The organism is Thermostichus sp. MS-CIW-23 (assembly GCF_054059455.1).
The window spans coordinates 24,695-36,235 of the sequence record NZ_JBSSCC010000030.1 but is presented as its reverse complement, the minus strand read 5'-3'; the positions used below and the strand labels follow the sequence as shown (position 1 = coordinate 36,235).

The window sequence follows — 11,541 nt, the reverse complement described above, 5'->3', positions numbered from 1 at the left end:
TTGCCAAGGCGGGGAGGAAGTTTGGTAGCAAGACGGCGAGGGCGATGCTCACCTGGGCGCACTATCGGTTCAAGCAGTTCCTGAAGTTTCAAGCCAAAAAGAAAAACGTGGTCGTCGTGGAAGTATCGGAAGCGTACACCAGTAAAACCTGTACCAAGTGTGGGCACATCCACACCAAGTTGGGTGGCGCAAAGGTGTTTAGATGCCCAAAGTGCAACCATAGGCTACCACGAGACTGGCAAGGCGCTCTGGGCGTCATGCTCAGGGCTTTGCGGGATACCGCCGTTCTGTTTGGAAACGGACAGAATGCTATCGCTTCACCGCTGAGCAGTAATGCTCAGCAGTGTTCAGCGTAAATGTATCAGCGCCAAGGGAATAACTACACAGGTTGTTGCCCACCTACAATGGCCCGACAGCGAATGTAGGGGCCGCCCGCATCCACCTTGGCCGGTTGACCCTTGCCGCAATGGCCGGATCCCAAGTCCCACAGGAAGTCCCGCGAGACGGCATCCACCGATTGCAGCACCTCAAAAGCATTGCCGGTGATGGTGACACCGCGCAGCAACTCCGCCAGCTTGCCATCGCGAATGCGGTAGGCCCGCTCTACCCCAAACATAAACTCGCCGGTGGAGTCCGCCTGCCCGTTCCTGGCCCCATCCAGGAAGTAGCCATCGGGAGTGCTGGCGATGATTTCCTCTAGCGTTTGGGATCCGGGTTCAATGAAGGTGTTGCGCATGCGGATCAAAGGCTCATCGGCATATTCCCAGGCGCGGGCATTGCCGGTGGGCTCTACGCCAAAGTGGGCAGCAGTTTCGCGGTTGTGGAGATAGCTGACCAGAATGCCGTTTTGGATGATGGTGGTGCTTTGGGTAGGAACGCCCTCGTCGTCCACAGGAAGGGTTCCCCCTGCCCCTGGCATAAACTCCGAATGGCCGGAGTCTTTGAGAGTAACCAAGTCGCTGGCCACCCGCTGCCCCAGCTTGCCGGCAGCCACAGAACCCGCCAGGACAAAATCCGCCTCGACCGTGTGGCCAATGGCCTCGTGCACCAATAGCCCCACGATGGAAGGCGACAGAATAACCGTGGCCCATCCCCCTTCTGCGTAGCCTGCGGACAATAAATCAACCGCGGTAGCAGCCGCCTTTTCCGCCATCTGCAAGGGATGCGAGCGGAACAGGCAATCCCATCCCCCTGTTACCCCAATGGCCTCGGAGCCACTGCTGAGCTGGCCGGCAGCTTCGGCCACCGCCTGAACTCGCAGCTCGGGGCGCACCAGACGAAAGGCCACATCCGCCCCATCGGTGGTGACAATGGCTTTTTCCTCGTAGATCTCGTTGTAGGTGCAACTGGCGGAGCTAATTTGGCGAGAGGCCTGCCGGGCCTGCGCCTCGGTTTCCAAAGCCAACTGGATCTTCGCCTCCAGCGGTTTGTTCAACACCTCCTCCACACCGGGCTCGCAGAACTCCCCTTGGGCCAGCCGCACACTGGGCAGGGATCCCAGCTTTTGTTTGCGGTAGTCGGCGCTGGCTTGGGCGGCACGGCGAGCCTCAGCGATGGCCTCCCGAATGGCAGCCGGCGAGGGATCCCCGGTGGCAGCAAAGCCCCAAGTGCCGGCCTCCAACACCCGCACCCCCACTCCGGAACGGCGACGAACCGCGGTGCGCTCAAGGCGGCCCTTCTCGGCAGTGACGCTGCGGAACACCTTGCTGTGGTAGCGCAGTTCCACAAAGCCAGAGCAGTCCCGAAGGATGTCGCGCAGAAGGTCTCGCATGGCAACAGGGAGATGGGTGTAGTCCTCAGTCCAGCATAGCCCGATCCTGGAAAGTCGATGAGCTGCCACGCCGAGTGAAAGCCCCGATCCCGTTCGTGTCAGCAGTGCGGAACATTTTGGCCAGGCCCGCCGTTAGCTAAACCGCCGAGAAGCCCCGCCCTCTGTCCGTAGGACGTATGGCCTACGGCCCGCTGAAGCGAACGTGCTAGCGGCGCGGAGCGCTTGGGTCGGGATGAGAGGCGGGAGTACCTTGGCTTTCAATGTACTGGCTCAATGCCGAGACTGTTACCCCACCACATGAAGCGATGAAATAAGATTCATTCCACAGCACATTTTTCCGGTATATCTTGCTGATGTAATCCGCAAACTCGCTTCTCATCCTGCGACTAGAGACGGATTTGATGTTGTTTACCAATTTGGACAGATCCACCTGCGGGTAGTACTGGAACAGCAGATGAACATGGTCTGCCTCGCCGTTGAACTCAATAAGTTTGCAACCCCACTTTTGGCAAAGGTCATACATAACTTCATGTAATCGCTGCAGCATTTCGCTGGTAAATACCTTGCGACGGTACTTGGTGGTTAAGACCAAGTGCGCCTTCAAATCAGATACAGCTCTGCCGCTGGAAACAAAATCATGCTTCATGGTCGCTAATCCCTGCTGGCGCTATAATCAGTGTAGCGGTTTCTGAGTACGCTTAAGATGAGGACTGCCTATCAGTACCGCCTGCGGCCTACGCCCAGTCAAGTTGTCCTGATGGAGCAATGGCTGGAGCTGTTGCGCAAGCAGTACAACTATCGGTTGGCAGAGCGGCTTAACTGGTGGGAACAAAACCGCTGTAATATAAACGCCTGCCCCTTAATCTGTCATTTGCCTGAGCTGAAAGACAGGCCGGATGTCTACTCCCAAAAACGAGACTTGGTGAATACCAAAGCAAGGTTCCCCGAATACCAAGCAATCCATTCGCAAGTCCTGCAAAACTGCATAGAGCGGGTGCACAAAGCATTCGACCGCTGGCTGAAAGGCGACCGTAACGGCAAGAGGGCAGGAAGGCCGAGATTCAAAGGGGCGGGCCGGTATCGTTCCTTCACCTTTCCCCAGGTAAAACAGGACTGCATTCAAGGGAAGTTTATTCATCTGCCCAAAATCGGAGCAATTAAGCTGATTCAGCACCGTCCGCTGCCTGACGGGTTTGTTATCAAGACTGCCACCATCACCCGTAAGGCTGATGGGTGGTATGTGACATTAAGCCTGCAAGATGCGTCCGTCCCCGAGTTTGCTCCTGAGCCTGCAACACTGGAGAACACGATAGGGATCGACATGGGGCTGGACTCCTTTTTGGTGACCGATACAGGGGAGTCCGTCCCAGTGCCCCAGTATTACCGCCGCGCCCAAAAGCGGCTGGAGAGGCTGCAGCGGTCATTATCCCGCAAGCAGAAAGGGTCAAACCGCCGCAAGAAAGCCTTAAAGCGAGTGGCTAAGGCACACCTCAAGGTGGCCAATCAGCGTAAAGATTTCCACTACAAAGTAGCCAAGAAGCTAGTAAGCAAAGGGAAGCATATTGCGTATGAGGCGCTCAACACCAAAGGTATTGCGAGAACCCGACTAGCAAAATCCATCTATGACGCCGGGTGGGGGCAATTCCTGCAAATTCTCGCAGTCAAGGCTGAAAGAGCTGGGCTGAGGGCGATTGCAGTGGATCCAAGAGGCACGAGCCAAGACTGTTCTCAGTGCGGTCAAAAAGTACCGAAAACCATTCGAGACAGATGGCATTCTTGCCCGCATTGTGGACTGGAACTAGGCCGAGACCACAACGCGGCGATAAACATCAAATACAGGGCGGTGGGGCATCCCGTTCTCAAAGCTCAGGAAATGTCCTTCACAGGAGTCACTGAGAAGCCCGCACTCTTTCGCTTTAGCGGCGCGGAGCGCTTTGCGTTAGCATGAGTGCGGGAGTATGTCACAGGACAAAGTTAACCAGCTTTTTCGGCACCACCACCACTTTTTTGGGTGTTGCCCCTTCCAGATATTTCTGCGCTGCTTCTGACCGAAGGGCCAACTGTTCCTGCTCCTCCGGCGTTACCTCGGCAGGGGCCTCAAACGAGCCGCGCAATTTGCCGTTCACCTGAATCACAATGGTCACCGTGTCGGCCACCAGCGCTGCCGGGTCATAGCTGGGCCAAGACTGCCGATGCACCGAGTCTGCGCCCCCCAGCGCCTGCCACAGCTCCTCCGCAATATGGGGGGCAAAAGGCGCCATCAGCAACACCAGCGTGCGGATCCCCTCTGCATAAACCGGCGAATCCAGGATCCCGGCCTCCCCCAGAGCATTGCTCAGCTTCATCAGCTCGGCAATGGCAGTGTTGAATTGATAATCGTTTTCCAGATCTTCGCTGACTTCCTTGATGGCGGTGTGGATGGCCCGGCGCAGATCTTTTTCCGCCTTGGTCAGGGATCCCACCTCGACCTTGGCCGGCAACAGCTCTGAGACCCTGCCCCGCCAGGACTTCGTCCCGCCACCGCGAACGACAAACTCGTACACCTGCCGCCAGACGCGGTTGAGAAAGCGAAATTGCCCTTCCACGTCGGCATCGTCCCACTCCAGATCCTTCTCCGGCGGGGCCTTGAACAAGATAAACATGCGGGCCGTATCTGCCCCGTAGTGGGCCAGCACCTCCTCAGGATCCACGCCGTTGCCCTTGGACTTGGACATGGTAGCGTAGATAACTTGCAGGGGCTCGCCCGTTTCCGGATCCCGCGGGTCGTTGGGATCCTGCACCAGAGCTGCCGGGATCCAGCGATCCTTGCCGGACTTGTTGGGGTTGTAGTAGGTGCGCCCTTGCACCATCCCCTGGGTGAGCAGACGCAGGAACGGCTCGTCAAAATCCAGCAGCCCCCGATCCCGCAACACCTTGGTAAAAAAGCGGGAATAGAGCAGGTGCAGGATGGCGTGCTCGATGCCGCCCACATACTGATCCACCGGCAGCCAGGCGTTCACCCGGTCTTTGCGGAAGATCTCTCGGTCGTTGCGGGCATCGCTGAAGCGCAGGAAGTACCACGACGAGCAGATGAAGGTGTCCATGGTATCGGTTTCCCGGCGAGCCTCCGCGCCACAGGTGGGGCACTTCACCTTCACCCAGTCCTCCAACTGGGCCAACGGGGATCCCCCTCGCCCCGTCAGCTCCACCTCCTCCGGCAAGAGCACCGGCAGATCCTCCTCCGGCACCGGCACAATGCCACAGTGGGGACAATGGATCACCGGGATGGGACAACCCCAGTAGCGCTGCCGCGAGATCAGCCAATCCCGCAGGCGGTAGTTGATCTGCTTTTCCCCCAGCCCCTGGGCTTCCAGCCAGGCGATGGCTCTTTCCACGCTTTGCCCTGGGCCTTTGCCCACCGGGATCCCGTCTAGGGGGCCAGAGTTGATCATCACCCCTTCCCCCGTCCAGGCAGCCTGCAGTTCTGAGGACTCCGTCCCGCTGGCGCGATCCGCTGAGGCCGGAGAACCCTCCGGCGGCTGCACCACCCGCTTGATGGGCAGGCCGAACTTGCGGGCAAACTCGAAATCCCGCTGGTCGTGGGCGGGCACAGCCATGATGGCCCCCGTCCCGTAGCCCATCAACACATAGTCGGCAATCCAGATGGGGATCCGCTCTTGGTTAACGGGGTTGATGGCGTAGGATCCCGTCCAAACCCCTGTCTTTTCCCGGTCTTCAGCGCTGCGCTCGATCTCGCTGCGGGCAGCGGCCTGGGCTTGATAGGCTCTGACGGCCTGCAGTTGCTCGGCAGTGGTGAGCTTGTCCACCAAGGGGTGCTCCGGCGACATCACCATGAAGGTGGCCCCCCAGAGGGTATCGGGCCGGGTGGTGAACACTGCCAGCTCGTCCCCTGCCTCGGTTTTGAAAATCACCTTAGCCCCCACCGATTGGCCAATCCAGTTCTCCTGCATGGTGCGCACCCGCTCCGGCCAGCCGGAGAGCTTTTCCAGATCCGCCAGCAGTTGGTCGGCATAGGCGGTGATTTTGAAAAACCACTGCTTGAGCATGCGCTTTTCCACCAGGGCGCCGGATCTCCAGGAACGCCCCTCCGCATCCACCTGCTCGTTGGCCAACACCGTCTGATCCACCGGATCCCAGTTCACCGCCGCCTCTTTCTGGTAGGCCAAGCCCGCCTGCAAAAATTGCAGGAAGATCCACTGCGTCCACTTGTAGTAGTCCGGCGAACAACTGGTAATCTCCCGCTCCCAGTCGTAGGACAGGCCCAACCGCTGCAACTGATCCCGCATCTGGGCAATGTTTTGGTAGGTCCACTTGGCCGGCGGGATCCCCCGGTCGATGGCGGCATTCTCCGCCGGCAGGCCAAAGGCATCCCAGCCCATCGGGTGCAGCACTGCGTACCCCTGCATTCGCTTGTGGCGGGCAATTACATCGGTGATGGTGTAATTGCGCACATGCCCCATGTGCAGGTTGCCGCTGGGGTAGGGGAACATAGACAGGGCATAAAATTTGCGGCTCCCGTCCTTCAGCTCTGGGGTGCGATCCAGCCCAATTTCACGCCAGTGGGCCTGCCACTTGCTCTCAATGGCCTGGGGATTGTAGCGCGCGTCCACGGTTCGATGCTCCTGGGAAAAAAGCGCATACGCTGGGAGATAGAAGCATTTTGACATACTCCCCACGCCAGTGCTCTCAAGCAAGGAACGGGATCCCTATTGGCGCTGACAAACCGACAAGCAGAGATCACAAGCAGGGATCAGTAGGTTTCTTCGTGCCACCTGTCTGCTTTCTTCAGTTCCTTCTGGAACTTGCTCCAATCCTGACCGGCTTGTTCGGCCAAAGGCCCCATGACGTTGTTGATCCCGTCCTCCATCCCCTTGAGGCCGCAGATGTAGGTGTAGGTGTTGGGCTGTTGCAGCATCTCCCACAGCTCGGCGCCGTACTCGGCCATGCGGTTTTGCACGTACATTTTCTTGCCATCGGGGGTTTGTTGCTCGCGGCTGATGGCGTAATCGACGCGGAAGCGATCCCCGTACTGGGCTTTCCAGGCCTCCAGATCCCCGTGGTAGAGCAAGGTGGAAGTGGTGGGCACCCCAAAGAACAGCCAGATCTTGCCCTGATAGTTGGGATCCTCTTCAAACAGGTGCTTGATGAAAGCGCGAAAAGGGGCAATGCCGGTGCCGGTGGCGATCAAAATCAGGTTGGCATTCTCATCTTCGGGCAGTAGGAAGGTTTTCCCCGATGGCCCCGTGATCATCACCTCGTCGCCTGCCTTCAAATCGGTGAGGAAGCCGGAGCAGACCCCCACCCCCGGTTGGCCCGTCTCTTTATCGACATATTCGGCCCGCTTCACACTCAAAGAGACGGTGCGCCCCTCCCCATCATCGCCAAAGCGAGTGGAAGCGATCGAGTAGAGGCGGGGCTTGTGGGGTTTGCCCTTGGCATCTTCGCCAGGAGGAATGATGCCAACGCTTTGCCCTTCTAGGTAGCGGTAGTTGGGATCCGGCAAGCTGAGCACAATGTGCTTAGTCAGTCCGGGTGCTCCTTCACCGACAATGGAGTAGGTCTCCACGCAGTGGCCGATCAACGGTGCGTTGGGACGATACAGATTGACGACAACCTCTCGCTTTTCTGCGCTGGCAACCATACCTGCGATCTGCTCCTGGCACTGGGAGGAAATGAGTTTACATATAGCAAAATAGCAAACACCACAGCAGCCCGGCTGCTCAAATGGAACTTGTCAGAGGAGAAGCAGACGACCTTCGCCAGCCCCCCAGGCCGTCCTGAGAGCGGCAACCCCGGAAAAATAATCCCGGCCAAGCTCATCGGCCAAAAATATGGATTTTTTGTTAAATTGTTGCTTAGGGTGCCCACCTCTCTGGCCTGCCAGCGGCTTGTGATGTAACGGCTTTATTTGGTATCATGCAAGACCGTAACAGTTGGTAACTTTCTAGAGCCTTTTTCTCAGTTTTGCCCTGCCCGTCCCCAAGGAGTTCCCATGGCAAGCAGTCCTGATCGTGTTGTGATGATTGGTGTCGCCGGAGATTCTGGCTGTGGCAAGTCCACCTTTTTACGCCGGCTGGGGGATCTATTTGGCCGGGATCTGATTACCACCATCTGTCTGGATGACTATCACTCCTTGGATCGCTACCAGCGCAAAGAGAAGGGCATCACGGCGCTGGATCCCCGCGCCAACAACTTCGACCTGATGTACGAGCAGGCCAAGGCGCTTAAGAACGGCCAAAGCGTGATGAAGCCCATCTACAACCACGAGACGGGGATGATTGACCCGCCGGAGCTGGTGGAGCCCAACCGCATCATCGTCCTAGAGGGGCTGCATCCCATGTATGACGAGCGGGTGCGCGAGCTGCTGGACTTTAAGGTGTACTTGGATCTGGCGCCGGAGATCAAGATTGCTTGGAAGGTGAAGCGGGACATGGCCGAGCGGGGCCACACCTACGAAGATGTGTTGCGCTCAATCGAGGCTCGCCGCCCGGACTTTGAAGCCTATGTCGATGTGCAGAAGCAGTACGCCGATGCCGTCATTGAGGTTTTGCCTACCCAGTTGTTGCCGGAGCTGGATCCAGAGCACAAGGTATTGCGGGTGCGGCTGATCCAGCGGGAAGGGGTGAAGTACTTCGACCATGTTTATCTCTTTGACGAAGGCTCCACCATTGATTGGATCCCCTGCGGCAAAAAGCTGACCTGTTCCTACCCAGGGATCCGCCTCCACTATGGCCCTTCCACCTACTTCGATCACCCAGTCTCGATTTTGGAGATCGACGGCACCTTCGACAAGCTGGAAGAGGTCATCTACATCGAGAACCACCTGAGCAACCTGTCCACCCGCTACTATGGCGAGCTGACGGAACTGTTGCGCAAGCACCCAGAATACCCGGGATCCCGCAATGGCTCTGGTCTGATTCAGATCATCGTGGGCCTGAAGCTGCGCGCCCTCTACGAGCAAATTCGGGCAGAAGCCAAAGAGCTAGCGGTGGCTTCCTAGTGTTTGCCCCGCTTAGGGGATCCCTTCGGTAAAGTGTTGGTGCAGGTCGGCTGACCCAGCATAGGTCAGCAGTAGGGCTTCGGTGTATGCAGGGATTCCAGTTGGAGATCTTTCCGGAGGGCCCCGTCTTAATCCAACGGGCCATCGAGATTTGGCAAGCTCGGTCAGCCGCTGCCATTCGCGAGCGGGGACGCTTTACGGTGGTCTTGGCCGGGGGAAGCACCCCCAAGAAGCTGTATGCTGCCCTGGCCCAAACCCCAGGGATCCCTTGGCAACAAACCTGGCTGTTCTGGGGGGATGAGCGCTATGTTCCCCCGGATCACCCTGAGAGCAACTACCGCATGGTACGAGAAACCCTGCTGCAGCAGATCGGGATCCCGGCGGCTCAAGTTTTCCCTATGCCCACCCAAGCGGGGGATCCCCTTCGCGATGCTGCCGAATACGAGGCGACCCTGCGGCAGATTTTCGGTGCAGAGTGCCCTTCTCTCGACCTGGTATGGCTGGGGGTGGGGGAAGACGGCCACACAGCTTCTCTATTTCCCGACACCGCCGCTCTGCAGGTGCAGCACCGCTGGGTGACAGTGGGGCAAAAAGGGCAGGAGCCGCGTCTAACCTTGACCTATCCCGTCCTCAATCAGGCAGCCCAGGTGGTGTTCCTGGTAACCGGAGCGAACAAAGCCCCCATCGTGAAAGAGGCGCTGACCACCGCAGCTCATCTACCCTGCCAGCGCATAAACCCCAGAGGACGGCTGCTGTGGTTGCTGGATGCGGCGGCAGCAGCTCAACTGCCCCTGCCCTGTGTCCCGCTGCTCAGCTAAACAACAGGCGGGCTAACTGCCGATGGGATAGGATCCCCAGGCCCACCGCCCCCAAAATCATCCCAGCCCATTCCAGTGGCCACAGGTTTGATAGCCCCAGCGGCCAACGCACCAGGTTTCATGGGTCGAGAACCGGCGGGGCAGGGATCCCTCAGGGGTTGCCGGGCAAATTCTTCAGTACTGGAATCACCAGCTCTTGGACGGGCAGCGCTACGGGCTGGGCGGAGTCACTGCTCAGGGAGCTGGATGGCGCAGAAGGAGAAGAGCTGGGGATCTCGCCCATGGGCCGCAGTTGCCAGCGGATGATCTGCTCGCCGCGGTAAAAGGTGACCAACAACTGATCCCCTTGCGATTGAATTTGCCAGGTGCCATCACCGCTGGTTACCGAAATATGGCCGCCGGAAAACGGTGCATCCAAAGCCGGCCCCGATTGGCTCCAGATGCGTCCGCCACCCGTTTCCAAAACCAATTGCACCGTAGCCCCTTGCCCCTGGCCGCTCAAAATTTGGCCGGTTCCGCTCCAAACTCGGGTTTCCGTCTGAGCGACGGCAGGTTGCCCAATCTGCAGAACCACGAGCAACAGCCCTGCCCAGCTCCAGTGACTTCGCAGCCCCCCTCTCCCATCAGGGAAGAAGGAAGAAGAGCGAGAGAAACAAGCCATTGCACTCACGTTGATACCACGCGCCGCGATAGGTCTAAAACAGACGAAGAAGAAAGCGACAAGGTGTCGAAGGAAGCAATCCTTTACACAGTCTTTTTCACAGTCTACCGAGAGGCTCCGGGATCCCTTTGCGCTCTCTTGGCTCTGGGTTGAGCCTGCTGCCGGAATCCTCCCTCGGCTTGATCCCAATCTAGCAATCTCCATACCCCCAGCCAGGATGTAACCTGAGACTCTGGCTGCGGGGATCCCCAGCAACCGTTTCGCCAATGCGCAGAGCCAAGGCCCAGGGTATCTCCGACGCGATCCCGATCCTCACGACTTGAGAGAAAGGAAACGCTCCAGAGCTGCCACCATCGCCGGTGGCCAACGGCGGACGGTTTTCACCCATTCCAGGTCGGCGTAGCGGGGATCCAGCCCTTGCACAGCCACCCAATGACTTTCGGCCTCTCCTTGCCGACCCTGCACCCAAAGGATGGCACTGAGAGCAGCCCGCATATCTGGAAACTTCGGGTACTTGCGCACCAGAGCCCGCATCAAGCGCAGAGCAGCTTCTGTTTCACCCACCTGGTAGAGGCTCAAAGCATAGTTGGCCTGAGCAAAGGCGTAGTCGGGAGCCAATTCTGTGGCGCGGCGGTAGTCAGCCAAGGCCTGTTGCCATTGGCCCAGCCCTGCTTCCGCATTGCCGCGGTTGTTGTAGGCTGCCGCATCGTTGGGATCCAACTGCAACACCCGCTCATAATCGGCAATTGCTTCCTGCCACCGCCCCAGCCCCTCCAGAGCAGTTCCTCGATTTAGATAGGGATCCGGTGCCTCAGGGGCCAAACGAATGGCCTCAGCATAATCCTCCAGAGCTGCCTGCAGTTGGTGCAAGCTGACACGGGCGTTGCCCCGGTTGCTCCACAGGGCCGGGTTGTCCGGCTGGATCTGCAACAGTTGAGTCCACAGGGTTTCCGCCCGGGCAAAATCTCCCCTCTGAGTAGCCGCAAAGGCCTCCTCAAACAGTCGATCGATCTCGTGATCTACCCTGTTGCTCGCTGCCGTTGCCACCACACCCGATCCAGGCCAGATAGGGATCCCCAACCAAAGCAGCAGCCCCAGCAGCAGCGCAGGGAGTAGGTTGGGTACACTGACGGACTTCATGGCTGCAAAAACCACCTTGGATGGGGTGTCCCCACCTGAAGCCATCGCCGCAGGGGGTCTGATGGTTAGCGCGCCCTGGAGGACTCGAACCCCCGACATCCGGTTTTGGAGACCGACGTTCTACCAACTGAACTAAGGACGCATTGGCCAA

General features: G+C 58.6%; 10 protein-coding genes and 1 tRNA gene. 4 read left to right on the top strand and 7 right to left on the bottom strand.

Annotated features, from left to right (window positions below; all coding sequences use genetic code 11):
• The coding region (locus ACVW0B_RS10800) for a zinc ribbon domain-containing protein (protein ID WP_457491656.1) at nt 1-356 on the top strand (356 nt) is incomplete at its 5' end.
• A 23-nt stretch (nt 357-379) separates the two neighbouring features.
• Here the strand turns inward: ACVW0B_RS10800 and ACVW0B_RS10795 are convergent.
• Nucleotides 380-1,771 carry a TldD/PmbA family protein gene (locus tag ACVW0B_RS10795; RefSeq protein WP_457491655.1) on the bottom strand — a complete coding sequence of 464 codons (1,392 nt, stop codon included), beginning with the start codon at nt 1,769-1,771 and terminating at the stop codon, nt 380-382.
• Nucleotides 1,772-1,976: 205 nt separating this feature from the next.
• Complete coding sequence (tnpA, locus tag ACVW0B_RS10790) at nt 1,977-2,417, bottom strand: IS200/IS605-like element ISSoc10 family transposase (RefSeq protein ID WP_011432180.1); 441 nt, start codon at nt 2,415-2,417, stop codon at nt 1,977-1,979.
• Nucleotides 2,418-2,474: 57 nt separating this feature from the next.
• Between tnpA and ACVW0B_RS10785 the strand changes: the two genes are divergently transcribed.
• Nucleotides 2,475-3,719, top strand: a complete 1,245-nt coding sequence (locus ACVW0B_RS10785) for an RNA-guided endonuclease InsQ/TnpB family protein (RefSeq protein ID WP_457491654.1) — start codon at nt 2,475-2,477, stop codon at nt 3,717-3,719.
• A 13-nt stretch (nt 3,720-3,732) separates the two neighbouring features.
• On the opposite strand, the gene leuS is transcribed toward ACVW0B_RS10785, so the two are convergent.
• Nucleotides 3,733-6,381, bottom strand: a complete 2,649-nt coding sequence (leuS, locus tag ACVW0B_RS10780) for a leucine--tRNA ligase (protein ID WP_457491653.1) — start codon at nt 6,379-6,381, stop codon at nt 3,733-3,735.
• Between the two features lie 140 nt (nt 6,382-6,521).
• Nucleotides 6,522-7,412, bottom strand: a complete 891-nt coding sequence (locus tag ACVW0B_RS10775) for a ferredoxin--NADP(+) reductase (RefSeq protein ID WP_414388625.1) — start codon at nt 7,410-7,412, stop codon at nt 6,522-6,524.
• A gap of 351 nt (nt 7,413-7,763) precedes the next feature.
• On the opposite strand from ACVW0B_RS10775, the gene ACVW0B_RS10770 reads away from it, so the two are divergent.
• Nucleotides 7,764-8,771, top strand: coding sequence for a phosphoribulokinase (locus tag ACVW0B_RS10770; protein ID WP_457491652.1), 1,008 nt, complete (start codon nt 7,764-7,766; stop codon nt 8,769-8,771).
• Nucleotides 8,772-8,857: 86 nt separating this feature from the next.
• Nucleotides 8,858-9,589, top strand: a complete 732-nt coding sequence (gene pgl / locus ACVW0B_RS10765) for a 6-phosphogluconolactonase (RefSeq protein WP_457491651.1) — start codon at nt 8,858-8,860, stop codon at nt 9,587-9,589.
• 151 nt (nt 9,590-9,740) lie between these two features.
• On the opposite strand, the gene ACVW0B_RS10760 is transcribed toward pgl, so the two are convergent.
• The 3 genes from ACVW0B_RS10760 to ACVW0B_RS10750 form a co-directional block, all read right to left on the bottom strand.
• Nucleotides 9,741-10,163, bottom strand: coding sequence for a hypothetical protein (locus ACVW0B_RS10760; RefSeq protein ID WP_457491650.1), 423 nt, complete (start codon nt 10,161-10,163; stop codon nt 9,741-9,743).
• A gap of 399 nt (nt 10,164-10,562) precedes the next feature.
• Nucleotides 10,563-11,390: a tetratricopeptide repeat protein gene (locus ACVW0B_RS10755; RefSeq protein WP_457491649.1), complete on the bottom strand. Its 828-nt coding sequence runs from the start codon at nt 11,388-11,390 to the stop codon at nt 10,563-10,565.
• A 69-nt stretch (nt 11,391-11,459) separates the two neighbouring features.
• Nucleotides 11,460-11,532 (bottom strand) — tRNA-Trp (locus tag ACVW0B_RS10750).
• Nucleotides 11,533-11,541: the final 9 nt, after the last annotated feature.

What these genes read in the sequence shown, in the direction of transcription:
- ACVW0B_RS10755 (WP_457491649.1), bottom strand. Translation starts at nt 11,390, where the DNA reads ATGAAGTCCGTCAGTGTACCCAACCTACTCCCTGCGCTGCTGCTGGGG.
- tnpA (WP_011432180.1), bottom strand. Translation starts at nt 2,417, where the DNA reads ATGAAGCATGATTTTGTTTCCAGCGGCAGAGCTGTATCTGATTTGAAG.
- ACVW0B_RS10795 (WP_457491655.1), bottom strand. Translation starts at nt 1,771, where the DNA reads ATGCGAGACCTTCTGCGCGACATCCTTCGGGACTGCTCTGGCTTTGTG.
- ACVW0B_RS10775 (WP_414388625.1), bottom strand. Translation starts at nt 7,412, where the DNA reads ATGGTTGCCAGCGCAGAAAAGCGAGAGGTTGTCGTCAATCTGTATCGT.
- ACVW0B_RS10770 (WP_457491652.1), top strand. Translation starts at nt 7,764, where the DNA reads ATGGCAAGCAGTCCTGATCGTGTTGTGATGATTGGTGTCGCCGGAGAT.
- pgl (WP_457491651.1), top strand. Translation starts at nt 8,858, where the DNA reads ATGCAGGGATTCCAGTTGGAGATCTTTCCGGAGGGCCCCGTCTTAATC.
- ACVW0B_RS10785 (WP_457491654.1), top strand. Translation starts at nt 2,475, where the DNA reads ATGAGGACTGCCTATCAGTACCGCCTGCGGCCTACGCCCAGTCAAGTT.